Genomic DNA, 22,438 nt, shown 5'->3' with positions numbered 1-22,438 from the left:
ACTCAGGCTTCCGGCGCGACCAGTCCCGCCTCGTACGCGACGATCGCCGCCCGGACCCGGTTGCGTACCTCCAGCCGGTCCAGGACCGCGCTCACGTACGCCTTCACCGTGCCCTCGACGAGGTGCAGCCGGGCGGCGATCTCCGGGTTGGACAGGCCGGCGCCGACGAGGCCGAGGACCTCGCGCTCGCGCGGGCTGAGGCGGGCGACGCTCGCGCGAGCCCGTTCCTCGCGGGCGAGGCGGCCGCCGTCCCGGCCGAGGTCCTCGACGACGTAACGGGCGACCTTCGGGGACAGGAAGGCCGCGCCCTCCGCCACGGCCCGCACGCCGGCCATCAGTTCGTAGGGGTCGCCGGACTTGAGCAGGAAGCCGGTGGCTCCGGCGGCCAGGGCGCGGGCCACGTAGGACTGTTCGGAGAACGTGGTCAGCATCGCGACGGCCGTGCCGGGGACGGTCCGGGCGATCTCCTCGGCCGCCGCGAGGCCGTCCAGGCGGGGCATGCGGATGTCCAGCAGGGCCACGTCGGGGCGGTGGGCGCGGGCGAGTTCGACCGCCTCGCGGCCGTCGCCCGCCTCGGCGACGACCTCGCTCTCGCCGCCGCTCGCCAGGATGGCGCGCACGCCGGCCCGCACCATCGCCTCGTCGTCGGCCAGCAGTACCCGGATCACCGTACGGGCCCCCCGTTCTCCGCGCTCTCCGCGCTCTCCGCGTCCTCGACGCGGTCCTGGTCCGGTCGGCCGACGCCGGGGACCACGTCCTTGGCGATCAGTTTCCCCTGCCGTCCCGGTGCGTCGAAGCAGAGCCGGAAGTGGTCGATGGAGACGAGCAGTTCGCCGCTCGCCCGGTAGTAGCGGCAGTGGGCGCCCGGTGGCGGTGCGGGGGCGCGGTCGGTGGGCGGGTCGTGCGCCTCGCGGTCCGGCAGCACGGGGGCGACCTCGTCGTACGGCGTTCCCGGGCGCAGTTGCGCGTACGCGGCCGGGGTGAGCACCGAGTGCGTCTCCGTGTACGCGTACCAGCCGAAGGCCGCGCCGACCAGGACGACGCCCGTGCCGGCGGCGGCGCCCAGGCCGAGGGCGACGCGGCGGCGGGCGCGGGGGAAGGGACTGGTGGGGGCCGGGGGCGGCAGGACGGGGGTGGTGGGCGTGGGCTGCTGTGCGGGGACGTACGCCCGGACGCGGAACCCCTCCCCGTGCGGGCCGGCCGAGAAGTCGCCGCCGACCGAGGCGACGGCGGCGCGCAGCCCGAGCAGGCCCGAGCCGCCCCGGGTCGGGGCCGCCTCCTCGGTGGCCGGTCCGTTGGTGACGGTGACGGTCGTGCCGTGGGTCTGGCTTCCCACCGCCACGACGACGGGGGCGCCCGGCGCGTGGCGGGCCGCGTTGGTGAGTGCCTCGCGCACGGCGCGGTGCAGGAGGCGTCCGGCGACGCCGCCGGGTTCCGGGGCTGCGGCGGTGCCCCTGGGCCGCTCCACGCGTACGGGGAGGCCCGACTCGGCGGCCCTGACGACGAGGTCCTCGATGCTCTCCCCGGCGGGGGCGAGCGGGGCCGGCTCGTCGTCCTCGCGCAGTACGCCGATGATGCGGTGCAGGTGGTCGGTGGCGTCCGCGGCGGCGGCGCGCAGGTCGGCCGCGGCGGCCCGGTGGTCGGTGGTGAGGCCGGGCGAGACCTGCAGGGCGGCGGCGCGCAGGGCGAGCAGGCTCAGTTCGTGGCCGAGGGAGTCGTGCATGTCCTGGGCGATCCGGGCCCGCTCGCGCAGCCTGGCCCGTTCCTCGGCGTGCCGCTGCTCGTCCTCCAGCCGGGCCGCCCTGAGCCAGCCGGCCTCGGCCAGCTCCCGGCTCTGGCGCCAGTAGCGTCCGCAGAGCCAGGGGAAGACGCAGCCGAAGAGCAGCGTGCCCGTCAGGACCAGCCACTCGGGCGGCGGGTCGGCCCCGACGAGCGCGATCCGCGCCGTGCCGACGAGGCCGACGGCGACGAAGGCGGCCACCGCGGGGCGGGCCCGCTGGGCGCGCAGGCCCAGCAGGAGGGCGAAGACGCCGAGGGCGGGACCGTAGGAGACGGTGAACAGGGCCGGGGCGGCGGTCAGGCCCAGGGCCGCGGTGAGCGTGAAGGAGACGAGCGGCCGCCGGCGGGAGAGCGCGGCGGCGACGGCGAGCACCCCCAGCCCGGCCAGCTGCTGCCACAGGGGCCGCGGCTCGTTCATCCCGAGCCGGTCGGCGGTGACGGCGGGCAGCGCGAGGACGGCCCAGAGGAGGACACCCCTGCCGAGCGGAACGAGACCGAGGCCGGCAGCGGTGGTTCCGGCAGCGGTGGTGGCGGCGACAGTGGTCCCGGCAGCCTCGCCAGCGGTGGCGGGGCCCTGGGCCCAGCCGGGGGACGCATCACTGGCGCCGGGGCCGGGGCCGGGGGCAGCGCCGGCAGACGTGGCGAGGTCCGCAGCCGGGACGCGGGCCGCATCAGTCATGGGACCGGGAGCAACCCGGGCAGCGACGGCGGGACCCACGGTCCGGACCGGGGACGCATCACCGGCGCCTGGACCAGGAACAGCCCCGGCAAAGGCGGCGGGACCCGCGGCCCCGACGCGCGGCGCATCGGCGGCGCCGGGAACGGGGGCGATGACGGGACCCACGGTCCGGACCGAGGACGCATCACCGGCGCCGGGGGCAGGGGCGGCCCCAGCAGGGGAGGCGGGGTCGGCGGCCCGGGCCGGGGGTGTGTCGGCGGCGGGTGCCGGGGCGTCGGCCGGGCGGGTTCCTTCCATGGGCCCGACGCTACAAGCGGCGGGCAGGGCGGCGCCCCTGCCGATCGTCAGGTGTCGTGCCCATGGACGCACCGCCGCCGGGTGGCGATGCGCCCGTGCGGCGGTCCTTCCGTGGCAGGATCGGAGGGTCATGACTGCGCCCACGAAGCCCTCGCACAACGGCCCCTCCGACCCCGCCGCGCCCCCGGCCCCCGCCGCCGCGTCCGGCGGGCCGCTGCACGCCCCCGTCGTCGACTGGTTCGCCGAGCACGCCCGCGATCTGCCGTGGCGGCGTCCCGAGGCCGGTGCCTGGGGCGTGATGGTCAGTGAGTTCATGCTCCAGCAGACGCCGGTGAACCGCGTCCTGCCCGTCTACGAACAGTGGCTGGCCCGCTGGCCGCGCCCCGCCGACCTCGCCGCCGAGGCACCCGGCGAGGCGGTCCGGGCCTGGGGCCGGCTCGGCTACCCGCGTCGCGCCCTGCGCCTGCACGGCGCCGCCGCGGCCATAACGGAACGGCACGGCGGCGACGTGCCGTCGGACCACGCACAGCTGCTGGCGCTGCCCGGCATCGGCGAGTACACGGCCGCCGCGGTCGCCTCCTTCGCCTACGGTCAGCGGCACGCCGTACTGGACACCAACGTCCGCCGGGTCCTCGCCCGCGCGGTCACCGGGGTGCAGTACCCGCCGAACGCCACCACCGCGGCCGAACGGAAGCTGGCGCGCACGCTGCTGCCGGACGACGAGGGCGTCGCCGCCCGCTGGGCCGCCGCCTCGATGGAGCTGGGCGCCCTGGTGTGCACGGCGAAGAACGAGTCCTGCCACCGCTGCCCGATCTCCGGCCGGTGCGCCTGGCGGCTGGCCGGCAAGCCCGCGCACGACGGGCCGCCGCGACGCGGGCAGACGTACGCGGGCACCGACCGGCAGGTGCGCGGACGGCTGCTCGCGGTGTTGCGCGAGGCGCCGGGACCGGTGCCGCAGGCAGCGCTCGACCAGGTGTGGCACGAGCCGGTGCAGCGCGCCCGCGCCCTGGACGGCCTCGTCTCCGACGGCCTGGTGGAACCGCTGGCCGACGGGCTGTACCGGCTGCCGGTGGGCTGACGCCGCCCGTAACACCGGCACGACTGGGTGACTCACCCGCAAGCGACGCGAAAATTTGTCCGTTTCCTCCTTCCGTTACACAACCGACGGACAGCCGAGGGATTGCCGCAGGGTCCTTCGCACAGCGCCGTGACAACGCTTCCCTAACTTCGTTTCCGGCGGTGACCACCGTCGGAGTACGGGGATCGGAAGGCGGTTGACATGGGCGAGGTGCTCGAGTTCGAGGAGTACGTCCGCACCCGGCAGGACGCGCTGCTGCGCAGCGCCCGGCGCCTGGTCCCGGACCCCGTCGACGCCCAGGACCTGCTGCAGACCGCGCTGGCGCGGACGTACCGCCGCTGGTCGACCATCGAGGACAAGCGGCTCGCGGACGCCTACCTGCGCCGGGTGATGATCAACACGCGGACCGAGTGGTGGCGGGCGCGGAAGCTGGAGGAGGTGCCGACCGAGCAGCTCCCGGAGTCCTGCGTGGACGACTCCACCGAGCAGCACGCGGACCGCGCCCTGCTGATGGACGTCATGAAGGTGCTCGCCCCGAAGCAGCGCAGTGTCGTGGTGCTGCGACACTGGGAGCAGATGTCAACGGAGGAGACCGCCGCCGCCCTCGGCATGTCGGCGGGAACGGTCAAGAGCACGCTGCACCGAGCGCTCGCCCGGCTCCGCGAGGAGCTGGTCGCCCGCGATCTGGACGCGCGGGCGCTGGAGCGTGAGGAGCGGGAGCGTTGCGCGGCCTGACCAACGGTCGATCACCCGGCGGGGCGAGGAACGGCACGCAGGCGGCGAGTGCGGCGGTGGCCGCGTTCGTCGCCCTCGGCGTTTCCCTGTCCGGCTGCGGGGCCGGCGGTACCGGCGCCCGTGACGAGGGACCCGCCCACGCGGAGGCGGTGGAGGGCGCCGCCTCCCCCTCCCCCGTGGCCTCCCCCTCGAAGGTTCCCAAGCGCGTGGACGCGGTGCGGCTCGTGAAGACCGACCCGAAGGTCTCCGCCGAGGTCAAGCGCGAGCTGAAGCCGTGCGCCGGCGACCAGTACCCCGTCGACGTCTCCTACGGGAAGCTGACCGGCGGGTCGGCCGAGGACGTCGTGGTCAACGTGCTGACGTGTGCCGACGGCGTCGGTGTGGGCAGTTACGTGTACCGCGAGGAGGGCGGCGCGTACCAGAATGTGTTCCAGGCCGAGGAGCCCCCGGTCTACGCGGAGATCGACCGCGGTGACCTGGTGGTGTCCAAGCAGGTGTACGAGAAGGGCGACACGGTGTCGAGTCCGTCCAGCCAGATCGTGATCACGTACGCCTGGGCGTCGGACCGGTTCACCGAGGAGTACCGCACCCACAACGACTACAGCAACGCGGTGGGAAGCGTGCCCACTCCGGCTCCGGAACCGGACAACTGAGCCGGCCGAACCGGTCGGGCGGCCCGAACCGATGAAGACGTGAAACACCGGGGGGAATGAACGCGGTGCGCGCTCGCCGCGTCTACCGAGTGACCGCACACGAGGACTGAGAGCACCGGGATGGCAGACCAGACCCACGTCCTGTTCGTCGAGGACGACGACGTCATCCGCGAGGCCACGCAGCTCGCCCTGGAGCGGGACGGCTTCGCGGTCACCGCGATGCCCGACGGGTTGTCGGGACTGGAGGCGTTCCGGAGTGACCGCCCGGACATCGCACTCCTCGACGTCATGCTGCCCGGCCTCGACGGCGTCAGTCTGTGCCGCCGCATCCGGGACGAGTCGACCGTGCCGGTGATCATGCTGTCGGCGCGGGCGGACTCCATCGACGTGGTGCTCGGCCTGGAGGCGGGCGCCGACGACTACGTGACCAAGCCGTTCGACGGGGCCGTGCTGGTCGCCCGGATCCGTGCGGTGCTGCGCCGCTTCGGGCACGCGGGCGGCGGCGACCGGGCGGACGCGGGGAGCGGCCCGGACACCGGGGGTGTGCTCACCTTCGGCGAGCTGGAGGTCGACACCGAGGGCATGGAGGTGCGGCGGGCCGGACGGCCGGTGGCACTCACCCCCACCGAGATGCGGCTGCTGCTGGAGTTCTCCTCGGCGCCGGGCACGGTGCTCTCCCGGGACAAGCTGCTGGAGCGCGTGTGGGACTACGGCTGGGGCGGGGACACCCGCGTCGTCGACGTCCACGTGCAGCGGCTGCGCACCAAGATCGGCCAGGACCGGATCGAGACGGTCCGCGGCTTCGGCTACAAGTTGAAGGCCTGAGCGGGGACGGCGGGACACAGGGACATGCGGGGGTTCTTCCGACGCGGGCAGGGCGTCCGCACGCCAGGCATCCGTACGCTCGGCATCCGCAGCGGGCTGCGCTGGAAGCTCAGCGCGGCGATCGCGCTGGTCGGCGCGCTGGTCGCGGTCGCGCTGAGCCTGGTCGTGCACAACGCGGCGCGGGTCTCGATGCTGGACAACGCCCGCGACCTCGCGGACGACCGGGTCCTGATCGCCCAGCGCAACTACGAGCTGTCCGGGCGGCAGAACTTCCCCAACGCCAAGATCGACGACCCCGACCTGCCCCCGGAGCTGCGCCGCAAGGTCGAGGCCGGGCGGCGGGCGACGTACGTCTCGGAGCGGGACGGGGTGACGGACATCTGGGCCGCCGTGCCGCTCAAGGACGGGCACGTGATGTCCCTGCACTCCGGCTTCACCGACCGCAGCGCCGACATCCTCAAGGACCTGGACCAGGCCCTGGTCATCGGCTCCATCGCGGTCGTCCTCGGCGGCAGCGCGCTCGGCGTGCTCATCGGCGGCCAGCTCTCGCGCCGGCTGCGCAAGGCCGCCGCCGCCGCGAACGAGGTCGCCAACGGCGAGCCGGACGTACGCGTGCGGGACGCCATCGGCGGCGTCGTACGGGACGAGACGGACGACCTCGCGAGCGCGGTGGACGCGATGGCGGACGCCCTGCAGAAGCGGCTGGACGCCGAGCGCCGGGTCACCGCGGACATCGCGCACGAGCTGCGTACGCCGGTGACCGGACTGCTGACGGCGGCCGAGCTGCTGCCGCCCGGGCGGCCGACCGAGCTGGTGCTGGACCGGGCCAAGGCGATGCGCACGCTGGTGGAGGACGTCCTGGAGGTGGCCCGGCTCGACGGCGCCTCGGAGCGGGCCGAGCTGCAGGACATCATGCTGGGCGCCTTCGTGACCCGGCGGGTGGCGGCCAAGGATCCCGCCGTCGCCGTCCACGTGGTGCACGAGTCGGAGGTCACCACCGACCCGAGGCGCCTGGAGCGCGTGCTGTTCAACCTGCTCGCCAACGCCGCCCGGCACGGCCGTCCGCCCGTCGAGGTCAGCGTCGAGGGGCGGGTGATCCGGGTCCGCGACCACGGGCCGGGTTTCCCCGAGGACCTGCTCGCCGAGGGACCGAGCCGCTTCCGCACCGGCGCGGCGGACCGGGCCGGGCGGGGACACGGGCTGGGCCTGACCATCGCGGCCGGCCAGGCCCGGGTCCTGGGGGCCCGCCTCACCTTCCGCAACGTCCGGCCCGCCGGGGCACCCGAGCACGTACCCTCCGAGGGCGCGGTCGCCGTGCTCTGGCTGCCGGAGCACGCGCCGACGAACACCGGGAGCCACCCGATGCTGCCGGACCGGGTGGGCGGGGCCTAGGGGCTGCGGCGCTGGCTGGGCTTCCCGGCATGAATCCCGTGATCGACGTCCTTGTTGCTTCCGAGCTGGACCGCCTTGAGCATCTGTGGGGGCAGCTTCTGGCCCACCACAGTCGGGAAGCGGCGCACTTGGCGGCGCTCGGCACGGTTCGTCCGCGTCCTGGACGCCCCCGGGTCGTGGCAGTGGGGGGACCGGGTCGGCGTGCTGGAAACCCTCGTGGTCGATGACGAGGCTCGCGGTGCCGGGGTCGGACAGGCCCTTGTCGGAGCCGTGCGCGGGCAACGACCGCGCCCTGCGCTTCTACCAGCGCGAAGGAGCCGTCGACTTCACGAGCACGCTGGTCATGCCTGTCTCGCGGGCGTGAGCAGTCCGAGGGTGAGTGTCATCGAGCTGCTCGAATGAGCGGCTCGATGACAGTTGGGGGGCTAGTGGAGGTTGGCGACGAAGGCCTGCCAGGCGCTGGCCCCGACGGTGACGACCGGACCGGCCGGGTTCTTGCTGTCCCGCACGGGGACGGCACCGGCGGGGCAGTTGTCGGCGACCTCGACGCAGTCACCTCCGTTAGGACCGCTGTAAGTCGAGGTGCGCCAGGCGGCGCCGCCGGTGACGGTGCACTCGACGCATTCGCCGCCGGTACTTCCGCTGTAACTGGACTTACGCCACTGGCTGTTCCTCTGGCTGGGAGCCGTGTCCATAGCGTTCCTCCATCACCCGCATGATCAGTTCCGCCGAATCCTCCACGGAGAGGGCAGCAGCCTGCAAGCGAGCGTAACGGAGAGCGGCTTCCCTGATGGTCTCGGAATTGGCCGTCATGTGGCCGGAGATGAGGTCCTCCGTGTAGATGATGTCCGGGTTGTCGTCGAAGCGCATGGTGGTGAACGCCCCGTCCAGACTCGCGTGGGCCCCCGCCTCGTTCGGCAGCACCTGCACATGCATCCACCGGTGACCGGCGAACTCCAACAGCCGGGCCAGTTGCCGCCGCATGACCTCGCGCCCGCCGATCGGCCGGTGCAGTACCGCCTCGTCCAGCACCACCCAGGTCAGCGGCGGCTGTTCACGCTCCAGAATGCGCTGTCGTTCCATTCGGGCGGCCAGCAGGCCTTCCAAGTCGTCCGGCATGCCGGTGGCGAGCACCGCCCGCGCATACTCCTCCGTCTGCAACAGCCCGTAGACCAGCTGCGCCTGGTACGTCGAGATGTACGCCGCCTTCGCCTCCATCTCCGCGTACGGCTGGAACCACGTGGGCAGTTGGCTGCGCAGCACCAGGCCGATCAGCCGCGAGAACAGCCCGTCCGTGCCCAGCGCGGCGTCCACCCGTTCGGAGAAGTCCCGCGTCGGGACCTTCTTCGTGGTCTCGATCTGGCCGATCAGCGATCCGGTGCAGAAGATGATCTCGCCGAGCTGGCCCTGCTTGAGGCCGTGGGCCTCGCGCTGGCGGCGCAGTTCGTAGCCGTAGTAGTCGAGGGGGGAAGCGGTCGGGTCAAGGGACTGGATGTTGGCCACTGCGGCACCTCACTCCGGGACTGCGGACGGCAACACCTCACGGCGTTCGCTCCTGTGCGTAGTCGAGCGTACGCAGGGCGTCGCAGCCTTGTGGCGTGAATCACGTAACCGGTCCGCAGGCGGCGGACGTTGAGAGCCAGTACCACGCCGAGTTCGCCATGGGCGCGCACTCGGCCCGCCATCTGCGCCGCGTGCTGCGGCTGTACCTCGTCCGCTCGGGCCTGCGGGACGTGGCCGACGCCGCCGAGCTGGCGCTCACGGAGCTGGTCGCCAACGTCGTACGGCACGTGCCCGGCCGTCGTTGCCGCGTGTGCTTCCTGCTGTACCCGGGCGGCGTGCGCGTGGAGGTCGCCGACGGCTGCCCGGAGCTGCCGGTGGCGGCGGCCGTCGACGTACTGGGCGAGGGCGGGCGGGGGCTCGTGATCGTCGGGGCGGTGGCCGACCGGTGGGGCGTCACGCCGTACGCCGACGGGCGGGGCAAGACGGTGTGGTTCGAGTGCGGCCGTGACTGATCCCCGGGCCGGTGGGGTCACTCCTCGTGCGGCATGGGTGCCGGTTCGGCCTCCGCCATGCGGCGCTCGGTCCAGTACCTCTCCACCTCGCGCTGATTCTGCTGGACTTCGAAGGACGATGTGCCGCTCCCGGACTCGGCGGGAGATGCGGGGTCCTCGGACGTGTCCTGCCGGAGTACGACGACGGTGGCCACCAGCGCGGCGACGCCCGCGGTGAGGACGAGGGCGCGGACACCGGAGCGCTTCATGGGCGACCTCCTCGCGAGTGCGGAGCCGTACCGGAGCGGTGTTGCGGGAACGGCGCTCGTCCCGCCACGCTACCGGCCGCGCGGCGGGGTGAACACAGCCCACGAGGAAGGTCCCCGGGGGTCGGAACCACCCGGGGACCTTCCGGCGGGCAGAGCAGGGCAGGGGGCGTCACACCGCCTCGGTCACCGGTGCCTTCTTCGCCGCCGTGTCGTCGTCCCCGTCGGCCGGGCCGTCCGCCGCCCGCGGGCCCGCGCCCTTCAGCGGGACCTCCTTCACGAAGACCGCCGCGACCAGCGCGAGCACCGCCACCGCGGCGCCGAGCAGGAACGCTCCGTGAGTGCCGGAGGAGACCGCGTGCTGGTAGGCCTCGCGGGCCGTCGCCGGAAGCAGGTCCAGCGCCTCCTTGGTCAGCGTCGCCGACTGCTCGGTCACCTGGGAGCCGGCCGCTCCGGCGCGCTCGGACATGACGTCCTGGACCCGGTGGTTGAAGATCGCGCCCATGATCGCCACGCCGAAGGAGGAGCCCAGGGTGCGGAAGAGGGTGGTGGAGGAGGAGGCGACGCCCATGTCCTTCATCTCCACGCTGTTCTGCGCCACCAGCATGGTGATCTGCATCAGGCAGCCCATGCCGAGACCGACGACGGCCATGTACAGCCCGGAGGTGACGCGGCTGGTGTCGGTGTCCATGAGGGAGAGGAGGAAGAGCCCCGCCGTCATCAGCGCGCCGCCCGCCACCGGGAAGACCTTGTAGCGGCCGGTGTTGGTGGTGATCCGCCCGGCGACCATCGACGTGACGAGCATCGCGCCCAGCATCGGCAGGAGCAGCAGCCCGGAGTTGGTGGCCGAGGCGCCCTGCACCGCCTGCTGGTACAGCGGGAGGAAGAGGGTGGCGCCGAACATCACGAAGCCCACGATGAAGCCGATGAGCGACATCAGCGTGAAGTTGCGGCTGCGGAAGATGTGCAGCGGCACGATCGGCTCGGCGGCCTTGGTCTGCCAGAACACGAAGCCGACCAGCGCGGCGACGCCGATGCCGATCAGCTCCATGATCCGCGCGGAGGTCCAGGCGTACTCGGTGCCGCCCCAGGTGGTGACCAGCACGATCGCGGTGATGCCGACGGTCAGCAGCGCGGCGCCGAGATAGTCGATCCGGGCCTGGCCGCGCTTCTTCGGCAGGTGCAGCACGGCGCTGACGGCGACCAGCGCGATCGCGCCGAGCGGGATGTTGATGTAGAAGGACCAGCGCCAGCCCCAGTGGTCGGTGATGGTGCCGCCGACCAGCGGTCCGCCGATCATGGCCAGCGCCATGACGCCGGCCATCATGCCCTGGTACCTGCCGCGCTCCCGGGGCGGTATGAGGTCGCCGATGATCGCCATGACGCCCACCATCAGACCGCCGGCGCCGAGGCCCTGGACGGCGCGGAAGCCGATGAGCTGGCCCATGTCCTGCGCCATGCCGCTGAGCGCGGAGCCGATCAGGAAGATGACGATGGACGTCATGAAGACGCCCTTGCGCCCGTACAGGTCGCCGAGCTTGCCCCACAGCGGGGTGGAGGCCGCGGTCGCGAGCGTGTAGGCGGTGACCACCCAGGAGAGGTGCTCCAGGCCGCCGAGTTCGCCCACGATCGTCGGCATCGCGGTACCGATGATCATGTTGTCCAGCATCGCGAGCATCATCGCGATCATGAGCGCGAGCAGGACCACCCGCACGCTCCTCGGCTGTTTGCCGCCGCCCGTTTCGACGGCCCCTGCCGCCGGTGCGTCCGCCATGGACCTTCACTCCCCCAGCTACCGCTGTCGCTCGCCCGCTTACTTGCCGACCGGCAAGTTGACTACACTCGGGAAGGTAGAGGCGTAACTAGCCGGGCGTCAAGTAAGTTTTTGGAAAGTGCGCGGAGCGGGAGGTGCGTAGGAGGATGGGCGGCACGATGGACAGCACCAAGCAGCAGCGACGCCGCGGGGACACCCGCCGGCGCATCCAGGACGTGGCGCTCGCGCTCTTCGCCGAGCAGGGGTACGAGAAGACCTCGCTGCGCGAGATCGCCGAGCGGCTGGACGTCACCAAGGCGGCGCTCTACTACCACTTCAAGACCAAGGAAGAGATCCTGGTCAGCGTCTTCGAGGGTCTGGTCCGGCCGATGGAGGACCTGATCGAGTGGGGGCGGGAGCAGCCGCACACGCTGGAGACCAAGCAGGAGATCATCCGCCGTTACAGCGACGCGCTGGCGGCCGCGGGCCCGCTCTTCCGCTTCATGCAGGAGAACCAGGCGACCGTGCGGGACCTGCGCATCGGCGAGATGTTCAAGAGCCGCATGCTCGGTCTGCGGGACATCCTGATAGACCCCGAAGCGGACCTGGCCGACCAGGTCCGCTGTGTGAGTGCGCTCTTCACGCTGCACGCCGGGATGTTCGTCCTGAACGACCTGGCGGGCGACCCCGAGGACAAGCGCGCGGCCGTCCTCGAGGTCGCCACCGATCTGGTGACTCAGGCGCACCGGGGTGCTACGGGTACGTGACCCTCGGTCCTCAGACCGTCACGCCCTTGGAGCGCAGGAAGGAGACCGGGTCCACCGCCGAGCCGTAGTTCGGGGTCGTACGGATCTCGAAGTGCAGGTGCGGGCCGCTGGAGTTGCCGGTGTTGCCGGACTTCGCGATGGACTGGCCGGTCTTCACGATCTGGCCGGCCTTCACGTTGATCTTGGACAGGTGCGCGTACTGGGAGTACGTGCCGTTGCCGTGCTTGATCACGATCGCGTTGCCGTAGGCGGGGCCGTCACCGGCGCCGTTGCCGCCGGCCTTGACGACGGTGCCGCCGTGGGTGGCGACGACGTTGGTGCCGATCGGCACGGCGAAGTCCTGGCCGCTGTGCTTGCTGGCCCACATGCCGCCGTTCTGCGCGAAGCTGGCGGTGAGCTTGTAGTTCTTCACCGGGTCGACCCAGGAGGCGGCCTTCTTCTTGGTGGCCGTCTTCTTGGCGGTGGCGGTCTTGGCGGCGGCCTTCTCGGCCTTCGCCGCCTTGGCCTGCGCCGCGGCCTGGGCCTCGACGGCGCTCGCCGCGGTGGAGGTGCTGGAAGCCGCCGTGGTGCCGGTGGCTGCCGCGACCCCGGCCCCCAGTGCGACCGAGGCTCCGAGGCCGGCGGCCATCACCGCGGCGCGGGTGCGGACGGTCGTACGGGAAACACGGGACGTGACACGCGGGAACATTCGAACCTCATGGGGACGGGAACAGAGGAAAGCCCCTCCGGCGGGACGCTCGAGGCGCTCACCGGGCGGGCTCAACCTTGGTAACCCGACCAGCCCAAACCGCACAATGGTGTGACCTACGACCCTATCTAGTACTTCAGCACGATACTTCCCACCTCTTGACACAACTCCCGATTCGGACAAAACCAGGCCAGAGCCCCGCAAATCGGCCATCTCTTCGCGGAGGTATGTCCGTTTTCGTAGTTCTTGAGGCGTCCACTATTCCCCGTAGTACGCCCCGGAAGCCCTGTGCGGCACATCACCGGCGGCGGTCCTCGATGACCCCTCGAATGTGACCCGGGCTACTCCCGTCACCCTTAACCCGCCCCCCGCACAAGGCCGTTCACCTAGGCTCGGAACATGGTCGACGTCACAGCACTCGGGGCCCGTGTCGCGTCCAGCGCGGTGGTTCCGCTCGTCCGCAGGCTCTTCGTCCGGGACGGCCCCGGTGCCGGGCTCGTCGACCGGCCGGTGCGGATATCGGCGCTGGTGTCCTTCCGGGGCGAGAAGCGCGGCGTCACGCCGAAGGACGTCGACAAGGTCGCCGGGGAGCTGGTCCGCCGGGCGCTGCGGGCGGCCGGGCCGGACGAGCGGCCCGTCGGTCCCGACGAGGCCCGCGCCGTCACGGACGCGCTGGCCCGCACCTTCGCCCGGCTCGGCGAGATCACCATCGAGGACTACCAGGCCGTCGGGCTCGGCCCGGAGCGCTTCGCCCGCGAGCTGCGCACGGGCGTGCCGCTCGACCCGTACGGCCTGGGCGAGAGCGGGACGCTCCTGTACGAGCGGCTGCTGCACACCGCCGCGCTGCACATCCTGAACTTCCTCACCCAGCGCTCCACCTACGTGGCCCGCCAGCAGACCGTCCAGACCCAGCAGCTGGCCCGGCTGGTCCGGGCCGTCGACGTACTGCTGGAACGGCTGCCGTCCCAGTCGGCCGAGGACGCCGGGTTCGAGGAGCGCTACGCGGACCACGTCGCCGCCCGCTACGGCACCCTCACCATCTACGGGCTGGACGCCGGTACGCGGGAGTGGCCGCTGGACGCGGCCTACCTGAGTCTGGAGGCGACCCGGCCGCACGCGGGGCGGGAGGGCCGCCGCGACCCGGAGTACCTGACGGTGGCCGCCGAACGGCTGCTCGCCGGGCAGGAGCAGGTCTTCCTCCGCGGCGCCGCCGGTTCCGGGAAGACGACCCTCGTGCAGTGGCTCGCGGTGACGGCGGCGAGCCGCGCCTACGACCACGGGCTCACCCACCTCATCGGGCGGGTGCCCTTCGTGCTGCCCATGCGCCGCATCGTCCGGCCGGGGGCGGAGCTGCCCTTCCCCGGCGACTTCCTGCGGGCGGTGGGCGCCCCCGTGGCCGGGGAGCAGCCGCCGGGGTGGGCCGAGCGCGTGCTGCGGGCCCGGCGCGGCGTGCTGCTGGTGGACGGCATCGACGAGATCGCCGGCGACCGCCGCGCCGCCGCCCGGCGCTGGCTGCGCGAACTGGTGCGGGCCTTTCCCGGCAACCTGTGGCTGGTCACCTCCCGCCCCTCGGCCGTACCGGAGGACTGGCTGGCCGCCGAGGGCTTCGGCGAGCACTCCCTCGCCCGCATGTCCCAGGACGACGTCGCCACCTTCGTACGCCGCTGGCACCGCGCGGCCGACGCGCGGGAGTCGGTCGGCGAGTCGCTGCTGAGGTCGGTGCGGAGCACGTCCGAACTGAACCGGCTGGCCACCAACCCGCTGATGTGCGGCATGCTGTGCGCCCTGCACCGCGACCGCCGCGGCTTCCTGCCGCAGGACCGCAAGTCCCTGTACGAGGCCGCCCTGACCATGCTCCTGGAACGCCGCGACCGGGAGCGTGAACTGCCCGGTTCCGAGGGGCCGCGGCTGCCGTACTCGACCCAGGTGCAGCTGCTGCAGAAGCTGGCGTGGTGGCTGATCCGCAACGGCCGCCAGGAGATGGACCGGGCCGAGGCCCTGCAGCTCATCGGCCGCTCGCTGCCGGCACTGGGCCTGGCGGACACCGGCGGGGAGGAGGTCTACCGCGCGCTGCTGCTGCGCTCCGGACTGCTCCGCGAGCCGGCCGAGGGACGGGTGGACTTCCTGCACCGCACCTTCCGGGACTATCTGGGTGCCCGGCTGGCCGTGCAGGAGATGGACTTCGACCTGCTGGTCAACCACGCGGAGTTGGACGACTGGGAGGACGTCGTCCTGCTCGCCCTCGCACACGCCCGGCCCAGGGAGGCGGAGTACGTACTGGGCCGGCTGACGGAGCTGAGCCACCCGCGCGGCAGTCTGCTGGCGGCCGCCGGGCTCCAGTACGTGGCGGAAGTCGACCCGGCGGTGCGCAAACGGGTCGAGGCCGGGCTGCTCGCCCACGTGCCGCCGAAGACCTTCGACGCGGCGCTGGAACTGGCGCGCGCCGGAGGCGACCTGGTGCTGGGGCTGCTGCCGGGCCCGGAGGAGGCGGACCTCGGCCTGGCGGCCCGCGTGGTGCACACGGCGGTCGGCGTGGGCAGCGAGGCGGCGCTGCAGTTCCTGTGCCGCTTCCGCGATCACCGCGGTGCCGGCGTGCAGCAGTCCCTCGCCGCCGCCTGGCACACCTTCGACCGGGAACGGTACGCCCGCGAGGTCCTCGCCCATCTGCCCAGGCAGTGGGCCGTCGGCGTGTCCACGGTCGAGGACCTGCGCACCCTGCGCTCGCTCGGCGGCTGGGAACACATCCACGTCCGCGGCGCCTACCGGGTCGAGGACCTGACCGAACTGATCGTCGCCGACCGCCTCCTCCACCTGACGCTGGACGCGACCCACCCCGTGGAAGGGCTGGCCTGGCTCGCCGCCTTCCCCGGCCTGCGCACCGTCACCGTGCTGTCGGACACGGACCCCGCCGTGGCCCGGCAGGTGCCGGGAGGGGTGAAGCTCCAGATCACCGCGAACGACTCGTCCTCCCGACCCCAGGGGTAAGCCGTATCCATGGATTCCGCCGTCCGCACGCCCTCCCACCTCGCCGCGCCCCTCGTCCGCGGACTCTTCCGCGCCCCCTCCCGGCCGCCCGTGTTCTCCGAACCGGTCCCCGGCCTCGTCACCTGGCACGGCCGGGGCGCGTCGGCCACGCCGGACGACGTCCACCGCACCGCCGCCGACCTCGTCCACCTCGCCGCCGAGCGGCACACCGCGCCCGCCGCCGAACTGGCGTCGGTCGTCGACGTCCTGGCCCGCACCCTGCTCGCGATCGCCGAGGTGGACGTCACCGACGCCGACGCGGTACGGCTCGGGCCGCAGGGCTACGCGCGGCGCCTGCGGGGCGCGGTGCAGGGCGCGGACCGGGGGCTGTCGCCGGACGCCGCCTGGTTCCACGACGCGCTGCTGGTCTCCGTGTGCCTGCACGTCCTGCACCACCTGGTGCGCCGCTCGCCGCACCTCCAGCGGCAGTTGCCGGGCCGGGCCAGCCGGATCGCCCAGCTCGTCGACCTGGCGGACGCGGAGGCGGCGGCGCGGCAGCCCGAGCGGTCCGAGGAGGACGCGGCGTTCGAGGCCGAGTACGCCCAGTGGGTGGCCCGACGGCACGGCTGGCTGACCATCGTCGGCGTGGACTTCCCCAACGCGCCCGACCGTTGGCCGCTGGAGGAGACCTATCTCAGCCTGGAGGCGGAGGAGCGCAGCGGCGGCGTGGGCGGCGACGAGGACGAGCAGCGCACCGTGCTGCTGGCCGACCGTGCCCTGGAGGACCACGAGCGGGTGCTGCTGCGCGGCGGCGCCGGTTCGGGCAAGACGACGCTGGTGCAGTGGCTGGCGGTGGCCGCCGCCCGGGAGGGCTCCCGGGTCCCCTTCGTGCTCCCCGTACGCCGGTTCGCCCGGGAGGGCTTCCCCGCGCCGGACGACTTCCTGCACGCGGTCCGGCACCCGCTCGCCGGCCGGGCTCCGGAGGGCTGGGTGGTGCGCACCCTGCTCGCGGGCCGGGCGCTGCTGCTGGTCGACGGCATCGACGAGGCGCCCGAGAAGACGCGGGCCGAGCTGCGCGACCGGCTGCGGCGGCTGCTGCGGGTCTTCTCCGGCAACGGCTGCCTGGTCACCTCCCGGCCGTCCGCCGTCTCCGACGGCTGGCTGTCGGGGGGCGGGCTGGCCGAGGAGGACTTCGTCGAACTGTCGCTCGCGCCCATGTCGCGGGAGCAGGTGACGCGGTTCATCCGCGACTGGCACTCGGCGGCCCGCCTCGACGAGCAGAGCCGGTCGCGCGGGCCGCGGGAGCGCGGCGCCCTGGACGAGTACGAGCAGCGCCTCCTGCACTCCGTACGCATCTACCGCGAGCTGCGCCAGCTCGCCACCAACCCGCTGATGTGCGGCCTGATCTGCGCCCTGAACCGCGACCGGTCCGGCTCCCTGCCCAGCGGCCGCAAGGAGCTGTACGACGCCGCCCTGGAGATGCTGCTCCAGCGCCGCGACCCCGAACGGGACGTGCTGTACGCCGACGACGTGCGGCTCCAGCAGAGCACCAGGGAGCGGCTGTTGCAGAAGCTGGCCCACGCCATGCTGGAGGAGGACGCCTCCGAGCTGACCCGCGAGCGGGCGGTCGGCATCCTGGACGCCGCGCTGCCCGCCATGCCGGCCGCCCGCGCGCAGGGCGACGGAGCGAAGATCTTCGACCATCTGCTGCACCGCACCGGGCTGCTGCGGGAACGGTCGGGCGAGTCCGTCGACTTCGTCCACCGCACCTTTCAGGACTACCTGGCCGCCAAGGAGATCGTGGCGCGGGGCCGCTTTCCCACCCTGGTCGACCACGCCCACCAGCCCGAGTGGGAGGAGGTCATCCGGATGGCCGCCGCCCACGCCCGCCCCGAGGAGTGCGCGCACTTCCTGGACCGGCTGCTCGCCGCCGCGCCAGGGCTGCGCCGCCCGCAGGTCAACCACCGCCGGCTGATGGCCGCGGCCTGCCTGGAGCACGTCACCGAACTCGACCCCGCGGTGCAGCAACTGGTGCACGAGCGGACGAAGAACCTGGTGCGCCCGACGACGGAGCTCGCCGCCCGGGGCCTCGGCTGGGTCGGCCCCATCGTGCTGGAACTGCTGCCGGACCCGGGGCAGGTCCCCGACGACCGCCAGGCGCTGCTGCTCGCGATCACCGCGACCCGGGTGGAGGACGACGCCGCGATCGACTACCTCGTCCGGCTGCGCTCCCGGTCGGCCCTGCCGGTCCGCGCCGAACTGGCCCGGGGCTGGCGGCACTTCGACACCGAGCGGTACGCCGAGGAGATCATCGCCCACCTGGACCCGGACGGCCTCTACTTCCCGGTCTCCGACGCCGCCGAGCTGGCGGCGCTGCGCGGGCTCGGCGGACGCCCGCGCATCCAGGTGGCCGGCGTGATGCGGGCCGAGGAACTGCTGGCGGGGCTGATCCCCGAGCAGCTGACCCACCTCTGGCTGAACGCGGAGCTGCCCGACACGGACCTCTCCTGGCTGTCCGGCTTCCCCCGGCTGCGGGTACTGCGGGTCAATCCGCGGCTGCCGCGGGTGCGGAACGTGCCGGACGGGGTGGAGATCACGGCCTGACGGCGACTCCCGCACCCAGCTGACTACTGCTCAGTAACCCAATCGTTGCCGTCCCGCCACTTGTTCGGGCGAACATGCACGCGACAACTTGGTGCCGTCAGGCATCCGCGCAGGCATGAGAGGACCCCAACCCCCCATGACCGAACAGAACGGACAGACCAGACAGGCCTCCACGGAGACCGGCCAGGCTCGGCGCACGTGGCAGCGCGCCGTCGGTGCCGCCGCCGTGACCGCGGCGGCCCTCTCGGTGACGGTCACGCCCGCCGTGGCCGCCCCCTCCGCTCCCGCCGAGCAGCCGGCCGTCACCACGGTCGCCGCTGCCGCGGCCGACGTCGACTACGACACCTGGCAGCGCGACTGCCGGGCGGTGATGGACCAGGCGCTGCCCTACCTCAAGGAGCGCATCGCCGACGCCGCGCCCGGCGAGAAGCAGGCGATCGTCCTCGACATCGACAACACCTCGCTGGAGACCGACTTCGGCTTCAGCTACCCGCAGCCCGCCAACCGGCCGGTCCTGGAGGCCGCCCAGTACGCCCAGGAGCACGGCGTCGCCCTGTTCTTCGTGACCGCCCGCCCCGGCATCATCGAGGCGCCCACCGAGTGGAACCTCGACCACGCCGGGTACGAGTCCTCCGGCCTGTACGTGCGAGGCTTCCTCGACCTGTTCCGGGACGTCGCCGAGTACAAGACGGAACAGCGCGCCGAGATCGAGTCCAAGGGCTACACGATCATCGCGAACATCGGCAACAGCGCCACCGACCTGTCGGGCGGCCACGCCGAGCGGACGTTCAAGCTCCCGGACTACGGCGGCCAGTTGTCCTGACGCCGCCCGATAGGCTCCTCCCCTGGTCGAACGAGCTCGGGGGTGGCGCATGGAACCGACGGTACTGGGCGGGAAGTTGGCGTCCAGCCTGGTCGCCCCACTGGTGAAGAAGCTGTTCGCCACGGGCGGCCCCGGCGCCGGACTGGTCGACCGGCCGGTCCGGCTGACCCACCTCGTGGCGTTCCGGGGCGAGCAGCGCACGCTCGGCGAGAAGGAGGTGCGCGGGCTCGCGGGGCGGCTGGTCGGGGCGTCCCTGGACTCCCCCGGCGAGCCGCCCTTCCCGCCGGACGAGACGGAGGCCGTCGCGGACGCCCTGACGGCCCGTCTGCTGGCCCTCGGTGACCTGGACATGGACGACGTCCAAGCGGTGCGGCTCGGGCACCGGGAGCTGGCCGAGCAGCTGCGGCGCCGTACGCCGTCAGCCACCAGGGGCCTGTCCACCGACGCCTGCTACTTCCTCGACTCCGCGACCGAGTGGGCCTGCCTGCACATCCTGGAGTTCTTCACCAGGCGCTCGACCTTCGTGGCACGGACCCTGGTGGAGCAGACCCGCGGCCAGTCCGAACTGATCGCGAAGGTCGACGAGCTGATCGCCCGCGTCCCGCGCCCCGACGCCCGCGACACCGCCTTCGAACGCCGCTACCTCCCCTACGTCGCCGAGCGCCACAACCACCTCACCATCTACGGCCTCGACCTGCGCGACTCCCCCGACCGCTGGCCCCTCGAAGTCGCCTACCTGAGCCTGGAGGCGACCATCGGCGGGGAACCCGGCCGGGACACGGCGACCGGCGAGAGCGCACCGGCCCGTACGGGGCGGATGCCCGCCGAAGCGGCGCTGGACAGGGAACCCCGTGTGCTGCTGCGCGGCGACGCGGGCTCCGGCAAGACGACCCTGGTCCAGTGGCTGGCGGTGACCGCGGCCCAGGAGGGCACGCGCGTCCCGTTCGTGCTCCCCCTGCGTACCCTGGTCCGTACCGGCCCCCTGCCCGCCCCGGCCGCCTTCCTCGGCGCGGTCGGCTGTCCCCTGACGCCGCCGGACGGCTGGGCGGAACGCGTCCTGGCCGACGGCCGCGCGCTGGTCCTGGTCGACGGCCTGGACGAGATTCCGCAGGCCGACCGTCACGCCACCCGGGACTGGCTGAGCGGCCTTCTCCACGCCTACCCCGGCAACCACTGGCTGCTGACCAGCCGCCCTACCGCCGTGCGCGCCGACTGGCTCGCCCGGGAACGCTTCACGGAACTCTCCCTCGCGCCGATGGGCCGGGCGGAGGTCGCCACCTTCGTCCACCGCTGGCACGAGGCCGCTCGCTCCCCCGAGTACGAGCAGCGGCTGCTGGACTCCCTGCGCACCAAGCGCGATCTGGCCCGTCTCGTCACCAACCCGTTGATGTGCGGCCTGATCTGCGCTCTGCACCGCGAGCGCCGCGGCTACCTGCCCACCGGCCGCAAGGAGCTGTACGACGCGGCCCTCACCATGCTCCTCGCCCGCCGGGACCGGGAACGGGGCACGGTCGCCGTGGACGGCCCGGAGCTGGGCGAGGAAGCCCAGCTCGAACTGCTGCAGCGCCTCGCCTACGCCCTCGTCCTCAGCGGTCGGCAGGAAATGACGCTGGAGACGGCCGAGGGCATCGTGGACCGAGCCCTTCCCTCCCTCGGCCCGGCTTCCGGGCAGGGGGGCGCCCCCGAGGTGCTGCGGACCCTGCTGCTGCGCAGCGGTGTCCTGCGCCGCCCGGCCCAGGACGTCCTGGACTTCGTCCACCGCACCTTCCAGGACTACCTGGCAGCCCGGTACGCGGTCGAGGAGGGCCACCTCGGTGTCCTCGCCGGCCATGCCGAGGACACCGGGTGGGAGGACGTGATCCGCATGGCCGTGGCCCACGCCCGGCCACGCGAACGCGTCTCCCTGCTCAGGGAGCTGCTGGGCGGGAACGACCCACGACTCACCCTGCTGGCCCTGGCCGCCCTGGAGCACGTCGCCGCCCTGGATCCGGAGGTACGGGCGGAGGTGGAGCAGCGGGCCGCCGAGCTGATCCCCCCGCGTACGGCCGAGGCCGCGCGGGAGCTGGCGGGCGCGGGGCCGCTGGTCCTGGAACTGCTGCCGGGCCCGGAGGGCCTGTCGGCCGAGGAGGCGCAGGGCGTCACGGTCACCGCCTCGATCCTCGGCGGCGAGGAACCCGACGGCGCCCTCGCCGTCCTCCGCCGGTTCCGGGACCACCCCGACCTGGACGTCCGCCGCCAGCTCGCGGGCACCTGGCACCGCTTCGACGCGGAGGAGTACGCGAGGGAGGTACTGGACCACCTGGACCGGACGAACCTCTTCCTCGGCTGCGAGACACCCGAGCAGTTCGCGGCGCTCGCCGGAATGCGGCCGTGGCACAGGCTGACCGTCTCGGGGCGGTACTCCGCCGATTCGCTCGTCGCCCGGATCCCCGAGCCCTCGGCGGTCACCGCGCTGACCCTCACCGACAACCCGCTGCTCACCGACCTGTCCGCCCTGCGCCGCCTCACCTCGTTGAAGCGGCTGGCGTCCTACCGGTGCCCGAACGCGCACGGCCTGGACCGGCTGGCGGGGCTGGGCCTGACCGAACTCGCCCTCAGTTCCGGCACCGACCTGGCGGGGCTCCGGTCGCTCACGACACTGACCCTCCTCTCTCTGGTCCAGGAACTGCCGGGCACCGATCTCACCGAGGCGCTGCCCACCGACGCCCCACTGGCCTTCCTCTACCTGGGGGACGAGTGCACTGCCTCGACCGGGCTGCGGGGACTCGGTCAGTGGCGGACGTTGCGCACCCTCAGCCTCGGTGCGCTGACCACGGAGCTGACGGAGGAGGACTGGCGGCAGGTCGCCGCCCTGCCCGCCCTCACCCACCTGTACCTGAACGCGGCGATCCTCCGTGAGGTGCCGGCTTCCATCGGCCGGATGCCCGAACTACCGGGCGTGGAGGAGCTGGCGGTCGTCGGCCTGGAGGGCACCGAGCACCTGGCGGCGCTCGCGGCCCGGCTGCCGGAGGTGCACCGAGTGACCCTCCTCAACCGCGTCGGCCACTCCCTCGCTCTGGCCGACTTCCGTCCCCTCTTCCCGGGCGCCGAGGTGGTCCTGGAGGAACAGTGACCCGGCATGCGAAAGGGGGCTGCCCCGGG

Annotated in this window: 19 protein-coding genes; 12 read left to right on the top strand and 7 right to left on the bottom strand. The window is 73.0% G+C overall.

Going from position 1 to position 22,438, the window contains the following annotated elements:
• Nucleotides 1-2: 2 nt before the first annotated feature.
• Nucleotides 3-668 (bottom strand): response regulator transcription factor, encoded by a 666-nt coding sequence (locus M6G08_RS10345; RefSeq protein ID WP_272586875.1) that lies wholly within the window; start codon nucleotides 666-668, stop codon nucleotides 3-5.
• Nucleotides 665-2,458, bottom strand: coding sequence for a sensor histidine kinase (locus M6G08_RS10340; protein WP_272586874.1), 1,794 nt, complete (start codon nucleotides 2,456-2,458; stop codon nucleotides 665-667). Before M6G08_RS10340 ends, M6G08_RS10345 begins: the two co-directional genes overlap by 4 nt.
• Nucleotides 2,459-2,885: 427 nt before the next feature.
• On the opposite strand from M6G08_RS10340, the gene M6G08_RS10335 reads away from it, so the two are divergent.
• From M6G08_RS10335 to M6G08_RS10310, 6 genes are all read left to right on the top strand, one after another.
• Nucleotides 2,886-3,833 (top strand): iron-sulfur binding domain-containing protein, encoded by a 948-nt coding sequence (locus tag M6G08_RS10335; RefSeq protein WP_272586873.1) that lies wholly within the window; start codon nucleotides 2,886-2,888, stop codon nucleotides 3,831-3,833.
• A 201-nt stretch (nucleotides 3,834-4,034) separates the two neighbouring features.
• Nucleotides 4,035-4,568 (top strand): SigE family RNA polymerase sigma factor, encoded by a 534-nt coding sequence (locus M6G08_RS10330; RefSeq protein WP_043371941.1) that lies wholly within the window; start codon nucleotides 4,035-4,037, stop codon nucleotides 4,566-4,568.
• Nucleotides 4,556-5,221, top strand: coding sequence for a hypothetical protein (locus tag M6G08_RS10325; protein ID WP_272586872.1), 666 nt, complete (start codon nucleotides 4,556-4,558; stop codon nucleotides 5,219-5,221). The genes M6G08_RS10330 and M6G08_RS10325 overlap by 13 nt, the downstream gene beginning before the upstream one ends.
• Nucleotides 5,222-5,341: 120 nt before the next feature.
• Complete coding sequence (gene cseB, locus M6G08_RS10320; RefSeq protein ID WP_272586871.1) at nucleotides 5,342-6,046, top strand: two-component system response regulator CseB; 705 nt, start codon at nucleotides 5,342-5,344, stop codon at nucleotides 6,044-6,046.
• A 24-nt stretch (nucleotides 6,047-6,070) separates the two neighbouring features.
• The gene (cseC, locus tag M6G08_RS10315; protein WP_272586870.1) at nucleotides 6,071-7,438 is read left to right on the top strand and encodes a two-component system sensor histidine kinase CseC; all 1,368 of its coding nucleotides are present in this window, start codon (nucleotides 6,071-6,073) and stop codon (nucleotides 7,436-7,438) included.
• A 223-nt stretch (nucleotides 7,439-7,661) separates the two neighbouring features.
• Nucleotides 7,662-7,802: a hypothetical protein gene (locus tag M6G08_RS10310; RefSeq protein ID WP_272586869.1), complete on the top strand. Its 141-nt coding sequence runs from the start codon at nucleotides 7,662-7,664 to the stop codon at nucleotides 7,800-7,802.
• Between the two features lie 61 nt (nucleotides 7,803-7,863).
• Here the strand turns inward: M6G08_RS10310 and M6G08_RS10305 are convergent, their stop codons facing one another.
• Both M6G08_RS10305 and M6G08_RS10300 read right to left on the bottom strand, forming a co-directional pair.
• On the bottom strand, nucleotides 7,864-8,133 hold the full coding sequence (locus M6G08_RS10305; RefSeq protein ID WP_272586868.1) for a DUF397 domain-containing protein: 270 nt from the start codon (nucleotides 8,131-8,133) through the stop codon (nucleotides 7,864-7,866).
• Nucleotides 8,093-8,941, bottom strand: a complete 849-nt coding sequence (locus M6G08_RS10300) for a helix-turn-helix domain-containing protein (protein ID WP_272586867.1) — start codon at nucleotides 8,939-8,941, stop codon at nucleotides 8,093-8,095. Before M6G08_RS10300 ends, M6G08_RS10305 begins: the two co-directional genes overlap by 41 nt.
• 95 nt (nucleotides 8,942-9,036) lie before the next feature.
• Between M6G08_RS10300 and M6G08_RS10295 the strand changes: the two genes are divergently transcribed.
• On the top strand, nucleotides 9,037-9,453 hold the full coding sequence (locus M6G08_RS10295; protein WP_443048775.1) for an ATP-binding protein: 417 nt from the start codon (nucleotides 9,037-9,039) through the stop codon (nucleotides 9,451-9,453).
• Nucleotides 9,454-9,470: 17 nt separating this feature from the next.
• On the opposite strand, the gene M6G08_RS10290 is transcribed toward M6G08_RS10295, so the two are convergent.
• Nucleotides 9,471-9,701 carry a hypothetical protein gene (locus tag M6G08_RS10290; RefSeq protein WP_272586866.1) on the bottom strand — a complete coding sequence of 77 codons (231 nt, stop codon included), beginning with the start codon at nucleotides 9,699-9,701 and terminating at the stop codon, nucleotides 9,471-9,473.
• A 169-nt stretch (nucleotides 9,702-9,870) separates the two neighbouring features.
• Nucleotides 9,871-11,472 (bottom strand): MDR family MFS transporter, encoded by a 1,602-nt coding sequence (locus M6G08_RS10285; protein ID WP_272586865.1) that lies wholly within the window; start codon nucleotides 11,470-11,472, stop codon nucleotides 9,871-9,873.
• 146 nt (nucleotides 11,473-11,618) lie between these two features.
• On the opposite strand from M6G08_RS10285, the gene M6G08_RS10280 reads away from it, so the two are divergent.
• Nucleotides 11,619-12,218 carry a TetR/AcrR family transcriptional regulator gene (locus M6G08_RS10280; RefSeq protein ID WP_272586864.1) on the top strand — a complete coding sequence of 200 codons (600 nt, stop codon included), beginning with the start codon at nucleotides 11,619-11,621 and terminating at the stop codon, nucleotides 12,216-12,218.
• A gap of 10 nt (nucleotides 12,219-12,228) precedes the next feature.
• Here the strand turns inward: M6G08_RS10280 and M6G08_RS10275 are convergent, their stop codons facing one another.
• The gene (locus M6G08_RS10275) at nucleotides 12,229-12,906 is read right to left on the bottom strand and encodes a M23 family metallopeptidase (protein ID WP_272586863.1); all 678 of its coding nucleotides are present in this window, start codon (nucleotides 12,904-12,906) and stop codon (nucleotides 12,229-12,231) included.
• Between the two features lie 399 nt (nucleotides 12,907-13,305).
• Here M6G08_RS10275 and M6G08_RS10270 point away from each other — a divergent pair, with 399 nt between their 5' ends.
• From M6G08_RS10270 to M6G08_RS10255, 4 genes are all read left to right on the top strand, one after another.
• Nucleotides 13,306-15,891, top strand: a complete 2,586-nt coding sequence (locus M6G08_RS10270; RefSeq protein WP_272586862.1) for an NACHT domain-containing protein — start codon at nucleotides 13,306-13,308, stop codon at nucleotides 15,889-15,891.
• 9 nt (nucleotides 15,892-15,900) lie between these two features.
• Nucleotides 15,901-18,474, top strand: coding sequence for an NACHT domain-containing protein (locus M6G08_RS10265; protein WP_272586861.1), 2,574 nt, complete (start codon nucleotides 15,901-15,903; stop codon nucleotides 18,472-18,474).
• Between the two features lie 136 nt (nucleotides 18,475-18,610).
• The gene (locus tag M6G08_RS10260) at nucleotides 18,611-19,297 is read left to right on the top strand and encodes an HAD family acid phosphatase (RefSeq protein ID WP_272586860.1); all 687 of its coding nucleotides are present in this window, start codon (nucleotides 18,611-18,613) and stop codon (nucleotides 19,295-19,297) included.
• Between the two features lie 49 nt (nucleotides 19,298-19,346).
• A complete protein-coding gene (locus tag M6G08_RS10255) occupies nucleotides 19,347-22,409 on the top strand; it encodes an NACHT domain-containing protein (protein WP_272586859.1) in 3,063 nt (1,020 codons plus the stop codon).
• Nucleotides 22,410-22,438 lie beyond the last annotated feature (29 nt).

The organism is Streptomyces sp. M92, from assembly GCF_028473745.1.
Taxonomy (GTDB): domain Bacteria; phylum Actinomycetota; class Actinomycetes; order Streptomycetales; family Streptomycetaceae; genus Streptomyces.
The sequence above is the reverse complement of the archived record's forward strand: the minus strand, read 5'-3'. Positions and strand labels throughout refer to the sequence as shown.

What these genes read in the sequence shown, in the direction of transcription:
- M6G08_RS10340 (WP_272586874.1), bottom strand. Translation starts at nt 2,458, where the DNA reads ATGACTGATGCGGCCCGCGTCCCGGCTGCGGACCTCGCCACGTCTGCC.
- M6G08_RS10335 (WP_272586873.1), top strand. Translation starts at nt 2,886, where the DNA reads ATGACTGCGCCCACGAAGCCCTCGCACAACGGCCCCTCCGACCCCGCC.
- M6G08_RS10330 (WP_043371941.1), top strand. Translation starts at nt 4,035, where the DNA reads ATGGGCGAGGTGCTCGAGTTCGAGGAGTACGTCCGCACCCGGCAGGAC.
- cseB (WP_272586871.1), top strand. Translation starts at nt 5,342, where the DNA reads ATGGCAGACCAGACCCACGTCCTGTTCGTCGAGGACGACGACGTCATC.
- cseC (WP_272586870.1), top strand. Translation starts at nt 6,071, where the DNA reads ATGCGGGGGTTCTTCCGACGCGGGCAGGGCGTCCGCACGCCAGGCATC.
- M6G08_RS10310 (WP_272586869.1), top strand. Translation starts at nt 7,662, where the DNA reads ATGACGAGGCTCGCGGTGCCGGGGTCGGACAGGCCCTTGTCGGAGCCG.
- M6G08_RS10305 (WP_272586868.1), bottom strand. Translation starts at nt 8,133, where the DNA reads ATGGACACGGCTCCCAGCCAGAGGAACAGCCAGTGGCGTAAGTCCAGT.
- M6G08_RS10290 (WP_272586866.1), bottom strand. Translation starts at nt 9,701, where the DNA reads ATGAAGCGCTCCGGTGTCCGCGCCCTCGTCCTCACCGCGGGCGTCGCC.
- M6G08_RS10285 (WP_272586865.1), bottom strand. Translation starts at nt 11,472, where the DNA reads ATGGCGGACGCACCGGCGGCAGGGGCCGTCGAAACGGGCGGCGGCAAA.
- M6G08_RS10280 (WP_272586864.1), top strand. Translation starts at nt 11,619, where the DNA reads ATGGGCGGCACGATGGACAGCACCAAGCAGCAGCGACGCCGCGGGGAC.
- M6G08_RS10275 (WP_272586863.1), bottom strand. Translation starts at nt 12,906, where the DNA reads ATGTTCCCGCGTGTCACGTCCCGTGTTTCCCGTACGACCGTCCGCACC.
- M6G08_RS10270 (WP_272586862.1), top strand. Translation starts at nt 13,306, where the DNA reads ATGGTCGACGTCACAGCACTCGGGGCCCGTGTCGCGTCCAGCGCGGTG.
- M6G08_RS10265 (WP_272586861.1), top strand. Translation starts at nt 15,901, where the DNA reads ATGGATTCCGCCGTCCGCACGCCCTCCCACCTCGCCGCGCCCCTCGTC.
- M6G08_RS10260 (WP_272586860.1), top strand. Translation starts at nt 18,611, where the DNA reads ATGACCGAACAGAACGGACAGACCAGACAGGCCTCCACGGAGACCGGC.
- M6G08_RS10255 (WP_272586859.1), top strand. Translation starts at nt 19,347, where the DNA reads ATGGAACCGACGGTACTGGGCGGGAAGTTGGCGTCCAGCCTGGTCGCC.